This window comes from Pedobacter lusitanus, assembly GCF_040026395.1.
Classification (GTDB): domain Bacteria; phylum Bacteroidota; class Bacteroidia; order Sphingobacteriales; family Sphingobacteriaceae; genus Pedobacter; species Pedobacter lusitanus.
This window is the reverse complement of record NZ_CP157278.1, coordinates 3940919-3963184: the sequence shown is the minus strand read 5'-3', so window position 1 is coordinate 3963184 and position 22266 is coordinate 3940919. Positions and strand designations below refer to the sequence as shown.

Genomic DNA, 22266 nt, shown 5'->3' with positions numbered 1-22266 from the left:
CATATAATAGCTTTTACCCATAAAAACGAACTCTTTTTTTTGTAATATTGATGCTAAGATCAGGCATATGAATATTATTATCAGACTCAGAGAAAAATATGCGACCTTATTAAGTGATAAGCAAATTCCGTTAATTCATTCCAGAATCCGGATTTTAACCTTTGGATTACTGCTGATGCTTGCCCTGATCACTGTTATCACAATCAACTCTCTGGTAAAATCCGATTTTAAAACCGCCCTGAGATTAAGCATTTCCATTGCAGCTATGTCAGCAGGTCTGTATTTTCTGTTTGAAAAAAGCAGATGGAGGCTGGCCGGACACCTTTTTATGCTGTCTCTCTGCAGTATTATCTGGACTAATATTCTCTTTTATTCCTTTGGCATCAACCTGGTCACTTTACAGCTTTCGCTGATCATAATTTCTGCCAGTTTCTATATACTGGGAAAAAACTGGGGAATTGTTTATTCACTGATTAATGTACTCCCCATCATCCTGCATCTGCTGTTTACCCATAGTCAGAATGGAAAAATTACAGTAACACCATTACAGCTTAACAATAGTTCATTTATGCTGGCACTGGTAGTCAACTTCGGCATTTTGATTGCTATGCATCATGAGTTTTTCAAATCATTTTTCAAAAGCAACTCAAAAGAAAGGGAATTAAATATCAAATTGCAGTCAGCACTAAAAGAGGCCCAGGAAGCCACCAGACTAAGATCAGATTTTCTATCTTCCATGTCTCATGAATTACGCACTCCACTGCATGCAGTGATAGGCCTGATTAATGTCCTGAGTGTAGAAAACCCAAGAAAAGATCAGGAAGAGAATCTTGCCGTTTTACGCTTCTCGGCCGAAAATTTACTCGCTCTGATTAATGATACGCTTGATTTCAGCAAGATGAATGCAGAACAGATTGTGCTGAACAAGTCTCCTTTTAACCTGACTGTGCTCCTCAATAATATACTGGCATCTTTCAGACCAAAAGCTGAACAGAAAAATATTGACATCAGACTGAACCTGGATTTCGGAAATCTGCCACTGCATATTACCGGTGATCAGACCCGTCTGGCCCAGATTTTAAACAACCTGGTTTCCAACGCGGTAAAATTTACCGATAATGGTGGCAGAGTGGAAATTTCGGTGAGCATAAAAAACCGGTCACAAGACCATATCAGTTTACTTTTTGCAGTTAAAGATTCAGGAATAGGTATTCCCAGAAATAAACAGGAAATCATTTTTGAGCCATTTTTACAAGCCAATAATAATATTACCAAACGTTATGGCGGAACTGGTTTAGGCCTGGCAATTGTCAAAAGACTAATCGGATTACACCAGAGTGAACTTAACCTGGTTAGTGAAGAAAATACAGGATCTGTGTTCTCTTTTGAAATCAGCTATGAACTCGCAGCTCCCATCGTCTCCCAGGAGCCTGAACCGGTAAACAGTCCGGTCATTTCTACAATCAGTAATCTGAACATTCTGATTGCAGAAGATAATATTATCAATATCATGCTGCTTAAAAAGATACTGGATCAGTGGAACTGCAACTATTCTCTTTCCAAAGACGGAAAAGAAGCCCTCGACATGGTCAAGACCGGTGTCTTTGATGTAGTCCTGATGGATATTCATATGCCGGTAATGGATGGGTTTGAAGCCTCCAGACAAATCAGGGAATTACCTGATGTTAACATTTCTAAAATTAAGATAATTGCACTAACCGCTTCAAGCGACGTAGATATTCAACAGTCATTCAGCTACACCTATCTTGATGATTATCTGACCAAACCATTTTCTTCTCAATTGCTCAAAGAAAAGCTGGAAGGTGTGGTACAACAACTATCCGGAAAATGAAAACAGCTTATTGTTGATAACAAATAATAGTTTAAAATCATATGAAGTTTGACACCCGGCATCAACTCCAGCATATATATAGCAAAAGAACAGTACAGCTTTTGATCCTGGTTATTTTCAGTTCAGTGCTGATCAATGGTATATTCTTTTTTCATCTCATCCGCCAGAATAATGATAGTCTGATTAAAAGGGAGCAGAATGAAAAAGCAATGCTGCTTACCCGCAGAATTCTTGGCAACATGAAAGATGCTGAAATCGGGGAACGGGGTTATATTCTGACAGGCAGAAAAAAATATATGCTGCCTTATACCAGGGCAATTGAAGTTGTATATATAAATCAGCAAAGATTAACCAACCACATCCGGAGAAATTTCAATACGGATAGCATTGATGATATTAACCTGTTAAATAAAGCAATTGCGTCAAAACGCAAGGAGCTGGAAAGAACTATCGAATTGAAAAATCAGCATAAAGATGCTGAGGTTCTGGAAGAGATCAACTCTGATATCGGGGAAAATCAAATGAATAAAATCAGGGAGATCTGTAATGCCTTGTTAAAAGATTTTTATGATAATATAAAAACAGAAGATGATAAGGTAACCCGAACACTGACCAGAACAAAAATAAGTCTGCTCTTCTTTAGTACGATAGTGATCCTGGTTATCGGGATCATGAGTTTTAAACTGAGAAACCGCCAGAAAAGGATTACCAGTTTATTTGATGTGCTGGAACAACAGAATTCCAGATTGATTACCCATCAGCAGGAATTACGAAGTTTAAGTGAAAATTTTTCTTCCAGAAACTCTGAGCTGGAACATTTCACCCATATCATTTCACATGACCTCAGAGGTCCGCTGAACAACATTCTGGCATTGACAAGAATTCTGGAAGATCAGGATGACCCTAAGGCAAATGACCCCGCTTTCAAAATGTTAAAAAATGTCTCCTCCGGATTATTTCATAAACTGGATGACCTGATTATTTTATTAAAAGAGAAAAAAAACGGGTTCTTACTTAAAGAAACCATCGTATTTTCTGAATTGCTGGAAGAGGTTGAGATTAATCATAAAGTACAGATAGAAAATTCGGGGACAGTTATAGAAGCAGATTTCGGGGAGTCGGATCAGGTACCCTTTGTTAAAGTATACATGCAGAGTATTCTCCAGAACCTGATCACCAACGCCATCAAATACCGTGATCCGCAGCGCGAAAATCATATTAAACTGAAAACCTATAAAAAAGAAAACAATGTGGAACTGGTCATTTCAGATAATGGCAAGGGAATAGATCTGAATAAATATGGAACTGAAATCTTTGGTTTGTTCAAGACTTTTCATAGCGGGCATGACAGTCATGGAATTGGTCTGTATCTGGTAAAAAAACAGACTATAGAAATGGGAGGAGATATCCAGGTCAAAAGTGAACCCGGTGCGGGAACAACTTTTACGATTATTATTCCCACCAGGCCTGCTTAATTTATCTTCTCTGATCCTTTAACAGGTTTATCTTAAGATTGATTTCAAAATCACCTCCCGTGCGCTGACGTTCGCCGGCCAGCTGACTGGTATAAAAACCCTGTATAAAAAAGTTCTCATAATTTATCCCTACGCCAAAAGTAGAACTCTTGTCACTGTGGTACATTCCAAGAAAAGAAACCAGGTTATTTTCCAGTTTAAGATTTGTTCCGATATCCCAGATGTTGTCTATATCTTTCGCCCCTCTGAAACTGATCTTTGGTTCTATAGATACTACATCCAGTGTCGTTCCTATTTTATAAGACACCGCAGCGAGATAGGTTGACCCCATTACCGCGTTCATCTCATCTTTCTTAAAGAATTTTTTCAGGTTCGGTAAAGCTGCCTGTAAAGTCAGTCTGTCTGTAGTATAAGCAATCCCGAAATCTCCGTCTACATAACTCTTGCGCTGATTGTACCTGGCTGCTGCAATATCATCAGGAGTAGCAATAATGCTTTGTTCATCCAGTCTTTCTTTCATCATTCCCAGAGATATTCCAAAATGCAGCTCCCGGTTATCAATATTTAAAGGTAAATGATAAGCATAGGTTCCCATGACCCGGGTACGGCCTATCAGACCCGCCTTATCATTATATACATTAAACCCGACTCCTACTTTATCTACTACCCGGTAATCTCCGCTCACCGCCATAGTCACCGGTGAACCTGGTATTGATCTCCACTGATTCCGGTAACTTATATTAATATTCATCCCCTGGTCCATACCGGCAAAAGCAGGATTACTGATATACTGATTCTCGTAATACTGAGTTCCCAATGGTCTTATCTGTGCTGAAGCTTTTTGCAGACCAGCAAATAAGCTGATTGTCAATAATGCGGCAAACACAAATTGCTGGTGTAGAAATTTTATCATTATTATTTTATATTAAATATTATTCTTTCACTATAGTAATAAACCCTGTCTTTTTTGCTTTTCCTGAATCGATGTAAAGGATATAGTAATAGGTATCTTCTGGTAAAGGACTTCCGTTATACTGTCCGTCCCAGGTATTGTCATAGCCAATTTTGGAAAACACCACGCGCCCTTCTCTGTCAAAGATCTTCAGCTCGTTATTTGGATATTGGAGGATGTTTTTCACAATCCAGGTATCATTGACTCCATCTCCGTTAGGGGTAATCATATTATTGGCTTCCAAATCCTTATACAGCACAGCACTTGTAGAGATCATACTCACAGCGTTCAGATCTGAAAAGGTGATGGGTTTGGTAAACAACTGACCAACATAATGTTCCTTTTCAGAAGCAACACTCTCCTTAACCAGGGTATAATCCTTATAGTTGGTACTGGTTACTTTAGCATGAGCAAGTACCAGGTCTTTTGCTTCATTCCCGTTGAGCTCTATATCCTGGAAACTCAGCGCCATTTCTCCTTCAAAGGTGACTGGTCTGCTAAATCTGTACATCCGCTGAATACTGTTATATCTTGGCCAGATCACAACAGCGGGACTCATGATTACTTTCAGGTTATTCAGGCCCCAGTTATTAGTCGGGACCAGCGTTAATCCATCCGTACTGAATACTGTTCCATTTTGAATAAACAAACCATCAGAGCCTACGCTTAACTGCGCCTTTAAAGCCTGATTACTCAACAACAGCAGTCCTATGGCAATTGATACAATTATTCTTTTCATCTTATCTGTCATTTATTATTTCATAGCTGCCTGTAATTGCTCAACGGTTTCTGGCTGGGCAACAATTTTATTGGTTTTTGCATCTACCAGAATCAGGGTTGGAGTGGACAATACAAAATATGCATTAGCCTCAGGGCTTCTGATCCCCTGTTCTGCTCTTTTGTGCCTGAAAGCCGGCAGGTTAATTTTTGCTTTTTCCCATGCAGGAATTTCAGTTTCAGTTTCATCCAGACTAATCGCAAATACATCCATCAGCTCCCTGTTTGCTGCCTGCTGATACCAGGGATGAAGCTTATCCAGCAGTTCTTTGCAATGCTGGCACTCTGCCGACCAAAACAGGACTAATTTGTATTTAGCCTCAGTTTTGTACTGATGAAACGGCACAGACTTACCAGAACTCAGTGTCCAGCTAAAATCAGGCGCAACAGAACCGGTTACCAAAGTCTCCATCCCTTTGAGTCTTTGTTCAATAGCTTTTCTTTTAGCCGTTAAACAAAGTGGATCATTCAGGTAAGGCTCCAGCATTTTAATCCCGGCGGTCATATTGAAACTCTCGAAACCGTTATAGAAATAATCCACCATCCAGCCGTAAACCAGCGGGTGACCTTTACGTGCCTGCTCAATTGCTCTTTTTCCTGCCAGCGTAAAAAGGGAATCCCGGAGCTGAACGGTAGTAGACATTGCTCCATAAATATTTACGTATTTATCCATCCAGTCTTTGATATCGGTGGTTTTCAGTACCAGTGGGTTCTTAAAATCCATTCCATCAAAATAGTGCGCAATGACACTGTTCATTCTGTCAGTCTCTGTTCCTTTCCATAAAATGGGAGAGATATACTGGAAGGCAAAACTATTGCTGATGAAAGCAGATTTATGCTGTTCAATCTGTGTCTTTATCCACTGGTTATAACTCAGTCTTCTTTGTTCATATTCTTTGGTTCCCAAAGTGAAAAACTCAGACTCAGGACGGTCATAGTTCATCAAAAAATTCTGCAGTAAACCCAGCTGCGCTCTCCTGCTTCCATTATCTTTTGAAAAAGAGACAAACAAAGTATTCTCGGTTTCTCCCTTTTGAAAATAGGTGCTGTCCGGATGATTCAATGCTTTGGGACGCGCCCACAGTTCCAGGTTCTGCTGATTAATGAAAATATGTTTTTCTGCCGGATAAGGACTACTGGCTTCCTTTTCTTTGTAATCAAACCGGAGGATAAACTCTCCGGGTAATTGTGCTTTAGCAATTTGAAGTATTGCCGTTTCTCCATTTTTTATCCCCGGATTTTCGGCTATAGTTTTCAGGGAAGATCCTGCCGTGGATTGTAAAGTAATTTTACTTCCGGCTACTCCTGATAAATGTATTTTCAGACTAATCTCCTGTCCGTTCGCACGTATCCCCAGCAGGCATAAAAATGCAATGGATAATGGCCGCACTGCGTTTTTAAATTGGTTCTTGATCATTTCTGTATGTATTATTTAATTTGATTTCTATTCAATCTTTTTAATGGGTATTCCTGTTTAATCTTTCAGACAGCGGATAGTTAGTCCGGATGCCTTATATTCTCTGTTAACCTGTGACCCTCTGTACAAATCCTGTCCGAATTCTGAACTTGTGTTTTGCGTATTACTCCAGTAAAGGCCGAGGCTGCCACGGGAGCTGACACCTGATGCTGCACCATTATAAGGCACATATCCGGCGGCATGAATTTTTAGTTCTGATGCAAAAATATCCGCTTCGGTTTTCCAGTTTTGAGGAGGCAATACTGCCGTTGCCCACTCAGCAGGAGTTGGCAAACGCCAGCCACCACCCAGCAACTGGATGCAGGGATCGTTTGCGGCAGCCCAGCTGGTATTCTCACTGATACTTGTTACCCATACCGTATTGGGTGTGCGTGTTGTTCCCTCAACTTTATATCCCTGCAAGCGGTTAAATTGCCAGAACCAGCCCGAAGCTGCTTCAGCTATCTCATTATTAGCCACAGCTTGCCTGTCCGCACCCAGGTTCTGGGTAATCCAGCATTTAGCCGTACCGGTTACCGTACTGGTAATAGCCCCATAATTCACCGTTTTATCTACCGGTGCTCCATTTACTCCTGCTTTATGCACTACAGTAAAAGGATTGCAGATTTTAAAACTACTTACAGCAGGGCTATAGGCTGTACCTATTGCATTGGTCGCAAAAGCACGTACATAATAGGTTGGACCTTCTACCAGATCTGTTATGGTTCCGGTAATATTTCCTGTTCCGTTTCCAGACTTGATAACCTGATCTGCCAGTGTTGGCAGCCCGGTAGTATTCCAGACCAGACCCCGCGAGATTACCGGAGCACTTCCGTCTATGGCAATAGTAGCAGAAGCTTCTGCCGAATTCAGCGTCATAGCACTAACTGGTAAAACCACATTACTTACCGCAGGAACAGTTTTCACGATAGCATCACGCAGACATCTTACAGTTAATCCTGATGCTTTATATTCTCTGTTAACCTGGGATCCCCTGTACAAATCCTGTCCGAATTCTGAACTTGTGTTTTGCGTGTTACTCCAGTAAAGTCCGAGGCTGCCACGGGAGCTGACACCTGATGCTGCACCATTATACGGTACATATCCGGCGGCATGAATTTTTAGTTCTGATGCAAAAATATCCGCTTCGGTTTTCCAGTTTTGAGGAGGTGATGCTGCCGCAGCCCATTCTGCCGGAGTCGGTAAACGCCAGCCACCACCCAAAAGCTGAATACAAGGATCATTCGCTGCAAGCCAGTCAGAATTCTCACTTATAGAGGCAGCCCAGGGTGCCCAGGCCAGATTTGGGGTACGCGTTGTGCCTTCAAACTTATACCCCTGCAAACGGTTAAACTGCCAGAACCATCCTGAAGCTGCCTCTGTCACATCATTTACTGCGGCAGCTTCTTTATCAGCTCCAAGATTCTGGGTTATCCAGCATTTGGCAGAACCCGAAACATTACTGTTTACGGTTTTATAAATTACAGTCTTATCTACTGGGGCACCATTTAAACCTGCTTTATGAATTACGGTAAAAGGATTACAAATTTTAAAACTGGTGACTTCCGGACTGTAAGCGGTTCCTTCACTATTGGTTGCAAAAGCGCGCACATAATAAGTGGGGCCTTCTACCAGATTATTTAATGTACCGGTTATCTCTCCTGTACCTTTGCCAATTGCAATTACCTGATCAGCCGTTGTCGGTGCAAGCCCGGTAGTATTCCAGACCAGTCCTCTGATCGTGACAGGAACAATACCATCAGTGGTCACTGTAGCAGAACCGCTGGCCGTACTTGCTGTCATGCCTGCAACCGGAACAGCCACATTACTTACTGAAGGAATAGTTTTTATAACCTCATCACGCAGGCATCTTACAGTCAGACCCGATGCTTTATATTCTCTGTTAACCTGAGATCCTCTGTACAAATCCTGCCCGAATTCTGAACTTGTGTTTTGAGTGTTACTCCAGTAAAGTCCTAAAGCACCTCTGGAAGCCACACCTGAAGCTGATCCATTATAGGGAACGTAACCTGCTGCATGTAATTTGAGTTCCGAAGCAAAAGCATCAGCTTCGGTTTTCCAGTTTTGAGGAGGTGATGCTGCCGCAGCCCATTCTGCCGGAGTCGGTAAACGCCAGCCACCACCCAAAAGCTGAATACAAGGATCATTCGCTGCAAGCCAGTTAGAATTCTCACTTATAGAGGCTGCCCAGGGTTTCCATTCCAGATTTGGGGTACGGACGGTTCCTTCAAATTTATAGCCCTGTAAACGATTAAACTGCCAGAACCATCCTGAAGCTGCCTCAGCCACGTCATTTACTGCGGCAGCTTCTCTATCGGAACCCAGGTTCTGGGTAATCCAGCATTTAGCAGATCCTGAAATATTACTGCTTACTGTTTTATAGGTAACTGTTTTATCAACCGGTGCCCCGTTCAGACCTGCTTTATGGATAACAGTAAAAGGATTACAGATCTTGAAACTGCTGATCACCGGGCTGTATCCCGTTCCTTCACTATTGGTTGCAAAAGCGCGTACATAATAAGTTGGGCCTTCTGCAAGATTTTTAAGCACAGCTGTAAAATCACCTGTTCCTGTTCCTGATGAGCTCACTCCGTCATTCAGTACAGGAGCAGTACCGGTAGTATTCCAAACCAAACCTCTTGCAGTTACCGGCGCACCTCCATCACTAACCACTGTAGATAGTCCGTCCGCAGTATTAACCGTCATCGCTGCAACAGGAACAATCACCTTACTTACTGAAGGAACACTTTTAATCACCGCATCCCGCAGACAGCGAACAGGTAATGCAGAAGCTTTATATTCTCTGTTAACTGCGCCTTTATAAAGATCCTGACCATATTCTGTACTGACATTTTGCGTACTGCTCCAGTAAAAAGCAGCAGAGCCTTTATAGGTAACTCCTGTTTGCGGGGAATTATAAGCGATATAACCTGCCTGATGAAGTTTCAGTTCAGAAGCGTAGGCCATAGCTTCAGTTGTCCAGTTTTGCGGCGGACCGACAGCCTTTGTCCATTCGGCCAGGGTTGGTAAACGCCAGCCATTTCCCAGCAGCCGGGTACAGGGATCATTGGCAGCGGTCCAGTTAGAATTATCACTGATCGAAGCAGCCCAGGGGTTCCATTCCACATTTGGTGTACGTACTGTACCTGTAAAACTATATCCCTGTAAACGGTTAAACTGCCAGTACCAGCCTGCAGCTGCTTCATTAGTATCATTTATGGCTGCCGCCTGTTTATCCGCACCCAGATTCTGCGTAATCCAGCATTTCGGTTCTCCTGTTACACTCGAATTTACTGTACCATAAGTAATCGTTTTATCTGCAGGTGCCCCGTTAAAACCAGCTCTATGGATAATAGTAACTGGTTTACAGATGGTGAAAGAAGCGTCAGTCATACTGTAATTTGTTCCTGCACTATTTGTTCCGAATGCCCTTACATAATAGGTAAGTCCTTCTTCAAGATCAGTTAACACACCGTTGATGGCACCAATACCGGCACCATCCGGAATAACATGGTCATTTATTGTCGGGTTTCCTGTTGTATTCCATACCAGACCTTTTGCAGTAACCGGCGCACCTCCATCAATAATAATCTGTGCAGAACCCACGGCGGTCTCAGCAGTCATGGTAGCAGCGGGTATAGTGACATTGGTAACCGGAGGGGGCGAAATCACAATCTGGTCGCGAATACAACGGATCGGCATGGCATATGCCTTTAATGAAGAAAACATACCTGCTGCACCATTGATATAAGGGTAGCGGGCATTAGCTCCATCCTGAGCATTAGACCAGTAATTGATCTGTGTACCGGCAGCATATTTCTCTGCTGTATAATAGATCAGGTATCCGCCGGCATGAAGTTTTAATTCTGTAGCATATCCACTATTTAACGAAGCCAGTCCGTTAGCCGGTACAACCAGGTTAGTATATTCTGCTGCTGTTGGAATTCTCCAGCCCCCACCCAGCAGTAATACGCAAGGATCATTTGCCGGTGTCCAGTCTGAGTTTTCAGTAATAGATCCGATCCACGGTGTATTAGGGGTACGGACTCCTTTTACAGATTTAAATCCTTGCGTTTTATTGAATTGCCAGTACCAGCCTGAGGCACCATCGCTGGCATCAGCAGCCGAAGCCGCTTCATTATCCGCGCCTAAATCCTGGGTAAGCCAGCATCTGGCTGCACCTGAAAGCGTAGAATTCACAGCATGATAAGTTACTGTTTTAGTCTCTGGTGCACCATTGATTCCGGCTACGTGAGTAACGACAAATGATGGCGGGCAGATTCTAAAGTTCAGAGTTTCCTTACTATAACCAGTACCAACACTATTGGTTGCAAAAGCTCTGATATAATAAGACGGGGTTTCTGTTAAGCCTGTTAATTGTGCAGTTACAGCTCCTATTCCTGCTCCCGTATGAATCACCTGATCTGCAAAAGTCGGGTTGCCGGTAGTGTTCCAGACAAAACCTCTGTCGGTAACTTCCTTCCCTCCGTCAGTCGTGATGGTTGCCTGCGCAACGGCCGAACTGGCGGTCATCGTAGCAGCTGGTACCACAACCTTACTTACCGAAGGGACACTGAATATAATCTCATCCCGAAGACAACGCAGCGGAAATCCATAGGTTTTCTGGATGATGGTTGTTACAGGTGCTCCACCGGTAAAATAAGTAAAATTCACATAGTTTGCATCTTTCGAAGTACTGGAATAATAATTACCCTGGCTACCCGGATTGACCAATGCACCGGTACTTAAATTAAGTAATCCTGCAGCATGCAGTTTAAGTACCGAACCATAAATATCGGCCATGCTCTTCCAGCCCTTATAAGTGTTATTCCACTCCGTCTCTGTTGGTAATCTCCAGCCTGTTGACAATAACTGAACACAAGGGTCATTATCTGAACTCCAGTCAACCGTTTCGCTGGTCGCGACCGGCCATGATCCGGCAGGAGTACGGCCTGTAGCTGCATCAGATTTATAACCCTGCAAACGGTTAAACTGCCAGTACCAGCCAGCCGAGGGTTCTGTGCCATCTGTTGCTGATAATGCCTGCCTGTCGGCACCCAGATTCTGTGTGATCCAGCATCTTGCCGCACCGGAAATATCAGTACTTACGGAATGATAGGTTATGGTTTTTGTTACCGGCGCACCACCCAGACCTGCAGTATGTGTTACTGTAAATTCAGCCGGACAGATTTTAAAACTGGTTGGTTTTGGACTGTAGGCTGTTCCGACACTGTTTGTTGCATAGGCAGTGATATAATAAGTCGGTCCTTCAATCAGGTTTTTCAACAGATCGGTAAAACTGCCGGTTCCTGTTCCTTTGGGAATAACTGTTCCGTTTTCCAGGGTTGGATTACCGGTCGTATTCCAGACTAATCCACGGGCAGTAATTTCAGCCCCTCCGTCAAAAGTGATTTCGGCAGTTCCCTTTGTAGTGGTCTGCGTCATTTCTGAAAGCGTAACCACACTGACTACAGGAAGAACCTGCGGGGTCTTAAAAGTTTCCAGATTACCATAGCCTGTACCAATACTATTGGTTGCATAAGCTCTGACATAGTATTGAGTTGCTACGGTTAAAGGAGTCAGATTACTTGCAAAGACTCCGGTACCTGTACCGTTTGCGGTTTTACTGGTCAGACTCACTACCGGGTCAGTTTGTGTATCCCAGATCACTCCTCTGGCAGTTACCGGCGCACCATTATCCGCGGTAACCTCTCCTCCACTGACAGCCGAAGTGGTCAGGATAGCTGTTACAGCCATAGTTTTCAGTGAAGGTACATCAAAGGTGGTAAAGCTCTCCTGATTACCGTAACTGGTGCCTACGCTATTGGTTGCATAGGCTCTGACATAATATTTTGTGCCTTTGGTTAAACCGGTCATACTACTGGTAAAAGCACCACTGCCCTGTCCGTTGACTGTCTTTAACAAACCATCTGCAGTTGGATTTTCGGCAGTACTCCAGCATATCCCTCTTGCGGTTACCGGTACTCCGCCATCACTACTGATTGTACCTCCTGAATTCGCAGAATTCTGGGTAATTGTGCCCGGTTTAGTTGTGATCAGGGTAGCTAAGGCAGGTGTGGTGAAAACGGCTGATTTGGCACTGTATCCTGTTCCTATACTATTTTTACCATAAGCCCAGACAAAATATTTTGTTGCAGGCAGTAAATTGGTCAGCGTTCCTGAGATTGAAGTTCCCATAGCACCAACAGACAGGCTGTTGGTAAAATCTGCGGGGATCACATCTTCTGTATTCCAGATCAGCCCGAGATCAGTAACTGCCGCACCACCATCAGAAACCAGGTTCGCTACCCCGTCGGCACTATTCACTTTGGTATTGGAAAGCACCACTGTACTTAAAGCTGGTACAATGGCCGATGTGGTAAAAGTCAGCTCATTACCATAAGCTGTGCCAACACTGTTGGTTGCAAATGCGCGTATATAATAAGTTGTGCCCGGAATTAAACCTGCAAATACGTTATTGAATGTTCCGGTACCTGCAGTGCCATTGATAATCTTAGTTGGCAGGGCGATGGTTGGTGAACTGGTTAAGCTCCATACAATTCCTCTGGTTACCACCGGCATTCCTCCATCGTCTGTGACATTTCCACCGCCCATTGCAGAGAATCCTTCAATGGCAGTAACCGGCGCAGTAGTCAACGTAGGCAGGGCAACTGAATTCGTCGTTATCATGACCGGACTTCCGTAAGTAATTCCAACACTATTTGTCGCGTAAGCTCTTACATAATAAGTGGTCTTTGGTTTTAAACCGGAAAGATTTGCTGTGAAACTACCTATTCCTTCTGTAACCCGGTCTATAGTTTTGGTAGGCAGGTCTACGGTCGGATTATCATAAGTACTCCAAACAATTCCACGACTGGTTATTGGTGTTCGGCCGTCATCTGTAATTTTACCTCCGCTGACTGCTGTAGTAGCCAGAACATTTGTAGCCGGAGTAGTTGCAGTTAAAGTTGGAACGGTGAGTGTGGTAAATGATTTTTCCAAACCATAGGCCACACCTATCCCGTTAACGGCATAGGCTCTGACATAGTAAGTTGTATTTTGCTGCAAACCGGTCAGATAACTGGTAAAGTTTCCATCACCGTAATCCACATCACTGGTTTTGGTAGTTAAAGACAGGGTTGGATTTTGTGCAGTACTCCAGACTATACCCCGCCTGGTAATTAATGCTCCCCCATCTTTAACTATTTCTCCTCCACTTGCTGCCGACGAACCTGTTATTGCCGTTACGACTTTTGTATTCAGGACAGGTGAAGTAGGAAAAATAGAAACGGTAAGCTGGTTTCCGTAAGCTGTTCCCGCACTATTGGTTGCATAAGCACGAATATAATAAGTCGCACTTCTTTCCATCTGGTTAATGTCACTGATAAAATTTCCGATCCCACTTCCATTAACTGTCTTATTGTTAACTACAGTATCTGGTTTGAAATTGGCTCTTCTGCTCCACAACAGACCGCGGGCAGTAACCGGGTTTCCTCCATCTTTAGTGATAGTCCCCCCGCTACTGATCGAGTTCTCTGAAGTAATTACAGGATCGCTCGTGGTTATGCTGGCTAATAATGGTCCTGTAGTAAAACTGATTTCATTGCCGTAAGCTGTACCAATTTGGTTAGTTGCGTATGCGCGTACATAGTATTTGGTAACCGGTTTAAGGGCATTTAATGAGCTGGTAAAAACACCTGCCCCGGCATCACTTGTTCGGGTAGCCAGACCTATAGTCGGGCCGGAACTGGTACTCCAGCAAACTCCTTGTGCAGTTACTGGTGTGCCATTGGTTGCAGTTATAATACCACCGCTTAAGGCACTGGTTCCGGTTACTGATGAGGCTTCAATGGTGGTCAGCGTAGCAAGATTTGGCGTGGTAAAACTGATTTCATTACCATAAGCTGTACCAACCCTGTTGGAAGCATAGGCACGTATATAATAAGTGACACCCGGAGATAAACCGGTTATTTTAGTGATAAATTGTCCGTTGCCTGCCCCTGACTGAGCAGTTTTATTAACGGTTACTGTCGCCGGATTAAAACCAGACTGGGTACTCCAGACTACGCCGCGGGTATCTGCAACAACCCCACCTTCATCTGTAATACTTCCACCACTGGAAGCGGTTGTTCCTGTAATTTGTGAGGGATTAAGTGTAGTTAATAAACTCAGTCCCGGGGGATAGGTGGTAAAACTGACCTGCTGCCCGTAAGCCACACCAGCCAGCGTAACCGCATAAGCTCTGACATAGTATTTGGTATCTGGCTTAAGGTCTTTGAGTTTGCTGTCAAAACTTCCTGTGCCGGCTCCATTACTGGTCACATTTCCGGATGTCATATCAGGTATAAAGTTAGCTGTGGTACTCCACACTATTCCTCTTTCGGTAACCGGAGAGCCTCCGGAGCTGGTCACTGTTCCGCCGGTAGTTGCTGAAGTATTGGCAACCAGCGAAGGGGAATTAGTTGTCAGGCTTGCAAAATCGGGGGTGGTAAAGCTAATCACTTCTCCATAAGAGGTTCCTGCAATACTCACTGCATAGGCACGTACATAATAGGTAGTTCCGGGAACCAGTTTTTTCAGATAACTGATAAAAACCCCTTTCTCATAACCTGTATCTGCAGTTTTATTTTTAGAAACTGTATCTGGTTTAAAATCGGGATGTATACTCCAGACAACACCTCTGGTACTGACCAGCGCACCACCATTACTGGTAATTTCACCACCTGAAGTAGCAGTAGTTGCCGTGATATCAGTTCCTTTGGCCGTAATGATCGTAACCGGTACAGGTGGTCTGGTAGTCAGACTATCCAGATTTCCATAGCCTGTACCCGCAAAATTAGTTGCAAAAGCACGTACATAATATTTAGTCGATCCCATCAGATCTTTCAGCGCTGTGGTAAAATTACCGGAGCCCGAACCTGCAATTACATTTTGATCAGCTAATGTCGGATTTCTTGAAGTGCTCCAGCAAATTCCATTACTGGTGATATAATTACCACCATTGGTTATAATACTGCCACCACTGGTCGCAGAGGTACTGGTGATGGTTGCCGGAATTGGTGTAAGGGTCATCAAAGTGGGTACACTTGGTGTTCTGAGCACAATCTCGTTACCAAAAATCAGCCCCACAGAATTGACTGCATATGCCCGTACGTAATAGGTTGTACCAGGTAACAGTTCTTTGAGTTCACTGGCAAAATCACCAGCGCTTTTCTGAATCGTTTTTTGTTTTGTAGCCGTGTCGGGCCGGAAACCTGAAACTGTACTCCAGACAATTCCATTTACAGTAAATAATGCACCGCCATTGCTGATCACCTTCGCGCCACTGGAAGCACTGGTTCCGGTAATTTCTGTAGCTTCCAGAGTCCTGATCACCGGAATTACCGGAGGACCGGTGGTAAAACTGATTTCATTGCCATAGGCTGTACCGGCATTGTTAGTCGCATAGGCACGGACATAATAAGTGGTATTACCCATTAATTTAGGCAGGGTATGAATAAAGGTTCCCACACCTGTTCCGCTTTGGGTTTTGGTTGGTAAATCTGTTGCCGGATTAGGTGCTGTACTCCATACAATCCCGCTTTTAGTTACTTTATCACCTCCGTCACTAAAAATATCTCCCCCGCTAACTGCTTCTGTACTGGTAATACTGCTTGCTGCTGTAGTAATCAGTGAAGGGATAGTAAAGGTTTTAAAAACCTGCTGCTCTCCAAAAACCACTCCCACACTATTGACCGCATAAGCTCTGACATAATAGGTTTTATTAGGCACCAGACCTGTGATTGTACTGTTGAATTTTCCGGCTCCTCCGGCTTCCCGGGTCCTGGTTGACATAGACAGGCTGGGGCTAAAATCAGCTGTCAGACTCCAGACCAGACCTCTTGATGTAATTTCTGCTCCTCCGGTTTCAGTCACTTCTCCTCCGCCGGCAGCTGTAGCACCCAGGGTTGCCAGAACCGGTGAGGTTACCACAGCCGGTTTTTCTGGCAGACCGGTCACAAAGGAGCTCATATTTCCATAACTTATTCCAACATTATTGATTGCATAAGCTCTGATATAATAGGTGGTATTCCCCATTAATCCTTTAATATCACTGACAAAAGTTCCATTACCACTTCCGTTACTGGTATGCGGATCATCTATGGAAGGATTGTTTGTTGTACTCCAGCAAACACCGCGTGTGTTTACGGGTACGCGGCCATCATCTGTAATTTCTCCGCCACTGACAGCACTGGTATTTTTAATTAATGCGGCAGAGGTTGTTTTCAGCTGTGGAAGCTGAGGGGTTGTAAATAGCTGTTCTTCTCCATAAGCAGTTCCCATTGCATTAATCGCATAAGCCCTTACATAATAAGTTGTACCTGGTGTAAGCGAAGTCATATAATTACGGAATACTCCTTTAGCATTGCCTGTTATGTTTTGCTCTGCTTTGGTAGCCAGTGCTGTAGTCGGACCAGGAACTGTACTCCAGCAAATGCCCCTTTTGGTTATCGGTGCAACGCCATTACTGGTAATATCTCCGCCACCTGTGGCCACTCTTCCGTTATAACTTTCAAAGGACCCGTCAATATGACTAACTGCATCATAATTAAAAGGGATTAAGGTGGTCAGCGTAGGTAAAGAAGTGGTGATAAAACTGGATTCACTGCTAAAACTAGTTCCGACACTATTTTTTGCATAGGCTCTGACATAGTACAGCGTGCCGGGTTTAAGATCAGTGATATTACAAATAAATGTCCCGATATCTGTGGTATTGACCGTGGCTGACGGACCATAAACTATATTCACACGATCTGTGCTCCAGCTCATCCCGCGTTCGGTCACGACCTCTCCGCCATTATTAATAATCGTAACTTCACTGACTGCCGAAACATCTGTAATGTCCACAATTTTGATATTCGGAGAGCTTAATACAGGTGCTGTAGCTGCGGGTGTAGTAAACTGGAGCAGGTTGCCATAAGCTTTACCGATAATATTTACAGCATAGGCACGGACATAATAGGTTGTGTTTTTTAACAGGTTAACCAAACGGCTGGGAAAGGTTCCAACACCAGAACCGTCCAGGGTAATCTCTGCATGCTCATCATCTTTTGGATCGCCGGTTGTATTCCAGGTTACTCCGCGGGCAGTAACCGGTGCACCACCGTCACTACTAATTATCCCGCCGCTATTGGCCATAACCGGAAAAATATTATCGATTTCGAGTGTAATAATTGATGGCAGGGAAGCCATCGCTGAGGTAAAGGTTAAATCCTCTCCATATACTATACCTGAACTATTGACAGCATAGGCACGAACATGGTAAACTGTATTCGCCTGTAAACCGGATATAATACCTGGAAAAAGACCAGTATCAGCACCAAAAATAAAGTTCCTGGTTTTGGTATTCAACGTGGTATCGGGATAGATACTGGTCCCCCAGCAGATTCCCTGCAAGGTTACTGCAGACCCGCCGTTGTTCATTATATTTGCTCCGCTAAGGGCTGAGATATTGGTGATTTTTGTCGGTTGTATGGTCGAGATTACAGGTAAACAACTTATATCTCTCCATTTAGCCCCATCGTAAAAACGGATAGCTTTTGATACGGTATTGATGTAGACAGCACCAGCAGATAAACCTAAAGGTGCCGGGTTAACTGGCAGTACGGGTAATTTGGAGATCTTTAAGCCGCTGTTGGTGGAGAAACCATTGTGTGGTTTAAAATTTCCTTTTGCCAGTAATTCAGCTACGGCATACCATGAATTTCCATCATTGACCATCATGGTCTTTGCGGTTTTAGAGAAATAAACTCCTCCGGAAGATATGGTTCCTGCAGGCTCCTCATTCAAAGAAGGTAAATATGGAATTCCTGTTTTTACTTCGAGGTAATCTTTTACAGTAGCCGTATTGATATTACTGCTGCACAAAGTTTCCCAGGTTGCCCCGTTATAGATCATCGGTTGTTTATCGGGCGTACTGTAAATCAGCATTCCCGGTAAAGGCGAAGCAACGGTAACAGGATCTATTGCCGGAAGATGAGGAACACCACCAATGACCCTAAAAAATGTCTGTGCCGAAACTGAAACAGCTCCGGCAAGCAATAGGAAAAGAATAATAATATGTAGTAATTTCTTCAAAATGATTCGCTTCTCTTGGTTTCCTGACCTGGTTGTTATTGTATTTTTTTAAGGATACTGTTGATCTGTTCCTGCTGATTGTTCATCCGGATCTGCAGTTCAGCAATTTGTTTCTGCTGTTCTCTGACTGCCTGAATAAGCATTCCGGTTAACTGGGTATAGTCCACTTTCAGAAACCCGTCTTTCCCTTTGGTAACCATTTCAGGATATACTTTTTGCAATTCCTGGGCGATCACACCGATCTTATGCCCTGAGGCATATTTATGCTGATCTTTGTACTCAAACTTTACTCCTCTCAGCTGATCAATTTTTTGCAGCACATGACTTAAAGTTTCAATATTGATTTTCAATCTCCTGTCTGATGGGGTATAAAGGTTACCGTTGATAGTTACATCCTGGCCGAAACTCGCATTACCCTGTGTATCGAAAGTGAGCCCTTTACCATCTGCACCATCATTACTGATCGCATAAACAGAGAGCTTAATACTTTCTGTAGCTTTATGATTACCCAGATTATCTTTAGCATTGGCACCTGCAGTCAGTAAGCCTGCATCCACATATTTTTTTGTGGCGGCTTCCTGATCATTTTTCGGGTCATCAAGATTGGTGATTTTAAAATTCCCCATTGATACATCTCCTTCAGCAGAACCGAATCCACTTATAGGAACCGATTTTTTTGGTGTGGACACAGCAATACCTGCTGAGTTACCAACATATAGTTCTCTGTCTGCAAGTTTATTATCCAGTGGAACCCACTTAATACCATCATAAACATACAAACGGTTATCTGCGGTATTGTAATAGGTATCGCCGGCAACGGCTTTACCCGGAGCAGTCGGACCAGTCGGAGTTTTGGAAGATTTTGAATCCACGTACTTTTTGGTAGCAGCTTCCTGATCATTTTCGGGATCAGCAAGATTGATAAGCTTAAAGTTCGTCGTTCCGTCTCCAATAGAAATATTAGCTTTTGCATTATCGAAACCACTTAAAGGGATAGTGTTTTTTGGGGTAGAAACGGCTATTCCTTTGGCATCACCTACATATAATTCTGTTTCTTTTAATTTATTATCTACCGGAACCCAGTCTTTTCCGTTATAGACATAAAGACGGTTATCTGCGGTATTGTAATAGGTATCACCGGCTACCGGTTTATCCGGAGCAGTCGGGCCTACAGGAGTTTTTGAACTTTTAGCATCTACATATTTCTTAGTAGCTGCTTCCTGATCGGTCTGCGGATCGGCAAGGTTAGTAATTTTATAGTTTTTTGTTCCGTTACCCAGAGAAATATCAGCCGTGGCAATACCAAAATCACTCAATGGAACTGCATTTTTTGCTACTGGTACTGCTTTATTTGCAGCGTCCCCTACCAGGATATGATCTGTTGGCAGAATTAAGGAACCAGGCATAGCCAGCTGATCATCCACATAACCTTTGGTAGCCGCATCTGATGCAAGCATCGGATATTTCAAAAAGCTGATACCAAATTGTGTCGTGGCATCTCCCATATAGATATTATCGGTTGCTTTTGCAAAACCACTAACAGGAATTAACTTTTTTGCTGTTGCTTCTGCATTACCTGCTGCATTACCAACAAAGAAATTTCCGGTTGGCAAAGCGAGATGAGAAGCAGGTGTTTTAAAAAGATCATCTACATATTTTTTTGTAGACGCATCTCCGTCAACCAATGGAATACCCAGATTGCTTAACACGAATCCGCCCATCGAAACATCGGCCGATGCTGCTCCAAAACCACTCAGAGCTATAGTGTTTTTTGACACATCTGCTGCTTTTCCTGCTGCATCTCCTACAAAAAGGTTTCCTTTAGTCAGCGTGATACTGGCCGGACTGATCACTTTTTTATCTACATAGTTTTTCGTAGCCGCTTCCTGATCAGCTACTGGATCAGCCAGTGCTGTAATTTTGAAATTACCCATAGAAACATGGGCTGCTGCCGCTCCGAACTCACTCAAAGGAATGGTGTTTTTAGCTACTGCTTCTGCTGTGCTGATATCATTTCCAACAAACATATTCCCTTTTGGAAGACTTAAATTTCCAGGCGCAAGAACGCGGCTATCCACATAGTTTTTAGTGGCTGCATCCTGAGCTAAAGAGGGATCTGCCAGATTAATGATTTTGAAATTGGGACCAGTAGTTCCGGTTCCCATTGATATGTTCGCATATGCTCTGTCAAATCCACTAAGCGGGATCAGATTCTTTGCTGTCGGAACTGCTTTATTAGAAGAGTTTCCAATAAAAAAATAATTTAAGGGTAAAGCTAAAATACCTGGTTTTGTGATCAATGCATTGACATAACCCATCGTTGCAGCATCAGAATCTTTAGTCGGGTCTTTGAGGTTCGTGATTTTGAAGTTTGAAATCCCGTCACCTAAGGCAATATCATCGGTTGGAATAGCAAAACCACTTAAAGGAATATTTACTTTATCTAATTTTTCTTCTGTTACCGCATGGTCTTTAATAATCAATCTGCCTGCAGAGCTTAATGTGGCATCTCCTGAAACAGTAACTCCACTTGCAATATTGGAACTGTTCCCCATAAAGATCTGTCCACTGCGCAGCGTAAGATCAAGAGGCAACCAGGTGGTACCATTATAAACATAGAGCTTATGCTCTGAGGTATTATAAAACAGATTTCCTTCTTTCACATTAACAGCGGAAGGATCTGGATTAGTTGCACCGGAAGGTGTGGATCCGTTAGCAGAAATTTCCAGCCATTTTTTAGAGTTGTCTAAGACATAAAGTGCATTATTATCAGTATTGAAATAAAGATCTCCTGGTTTTGTATTGCCCGGAAACTCGGTACCGGGTCCACCTGGAATTGAAGCGCCGCTAATATTCGCCCACTTATTATTTGCATCAAACATGAAAAGTTTCTGCTGACTCGTATCATAGAATACGTCCCCATATTTAGACTGGGCAGGTAATGCGGCTAATACTTTAGGCAAGATCCATGCACTCCCGTCATAGGTGTAATTTTTGTCATCAAGGGCATTATAAACAACATCTCCTTTAACAGCATTTTCAGGAAGGGCAAATACAAAAGGAATATTAGTAACCATTTTCCAGCCACCTGATTCCATCTTATATATTTTTGAATTACCTGAAAGCAACACGACTTCTCCTAATTTTGCTGATGCTGCAGGAAGCGCAGTTCCAGAGCCATAGTTTGGTATACTGTAATCAATTGATAAGGTTGCTGTATTATTGGCACTGGTCAGAATTGCAGCACCTGCATTACTGGTAATCAATGGAAATCCTTTATTTGAAGGCCGATAGATCAACCCGTCTCCAATAGTTGGAGCAGCACCGTCCATTCCCTTTGATAAAGCATTGATGATAGAACCTTCAGTAGTGAGAGAAATGATTTGAAACATCTTTCCACCACCATCAATGATTCTGTCTGCCGGCAGTACATCGGTTGCCTGAAATACACTTGACTGATCGCTGAAAACCCCGCGAATCTGATATTCATCAGATCCCAGAGATTCAATTTTCTGAATAAGGAACTGACCGTTGAACTGTGATATGGATTGTGCTTTACTACTGCAGACTGAAAAAATCAGAATAATAAATATGCAGAACCTTGATATTTTCATCT

7 protein-coding genes are annotated in these 22266 nt (G+C 43.2%); 2 read left to right on the top strand and 5 right to left on the bottom strand.

What is annotated here, in order from left to right; genetic code table 11:
* Nucleotides 1-67 precede the first annotated feature (67 nt).
* Both PL_RS17055 and PL_RS17050 read left to right on the top strand, forming a co-directional pair.
* Complete coding sequence (locus tag PL_RS17055) at nt 68-1852, top strand: ATP-binding protein (RefSeq protein ID WP_052496017.1); 1785 nt, start codon at nt 68-70, stop codon at nt 1850-1852.
* Between the two features lie 41 nt (nt 1853-1893).
* Complete coding sequence (locus tag PL_RS17050; RefSeq protein ID WP_041878030.1) at nt 1894-3327, top strand: sensor histidine kinase; 1434 nt, start codon at nt 1894-1896, stop codon at nt 3325-3327.
* 1 nt (nt 3328) lies between these two features.
* Here the strand turns inward: PL_RS17050 and PL_RS17045 are convergent, their stop codons facing one another.
* From PL_RS17045 to PL_RS17025, 5 genes are read right to left on the bottom strand one after another with little or no spacing between them, the layout of a single operon-like run.
* Entirely contained in the window at nt 3329-4240 is a 912-nt protein-coding gene (locus PL_RS17045) for a PorP/SprF family type IX secretion system membrane protein (protein ID WP_082035788.1), read from the bottom strand.
* 19 nt (nt 4241-4259) lie between these two features.
* Nucleotides 4260-5018 carry a gliding motility-associated C-terminal domain-containing protein gene (locus PL_RS17040; RefSeq protein ID WP_160292055.1) on the bottom strand — a complete coding sequence of 253 codons (759 nt, stop codon included), beginning with the start codon at nt 5016-5018 and terminating at the stop codon, nt 4260-4262.
* Between the two features lie 15 nt (nt 5019-5033).
* Entirely contained in the window at nt 5034-6473 is a 1440-nt protein-coding gene (locus tag PL_RS17035; RefSeq protein ID WP_052496016.1) for a redoxin domain-containing protein, read from the bottom strand.
* A 57-nt stretch (nt 6474-6530) separates the two neighbouring features.
* Complete coding sequence (locus PL_RS17030) at nt 6531-18650, bottom strand: hypothetical protein (RefSeq protein ID WP_152620252.1); 12120 nt, start codon at nt 18648-18650, stop codon at nt 6531-6533.
* Nucleotides 18651-18685: 35 nt separating this feature from the next.
* Nucleotides 18686-22264, bottom strand: a complete 3579-nt coding sequence (locus PL_RS17025; protein ID WP_052496015.1) for a tail fiber domain-containing protein — start codon at nt 22262-22264, stop codon at nt 18686-18688.
* Nucleotides 22265-22266 lie beyond the last annotated feature (2 nt).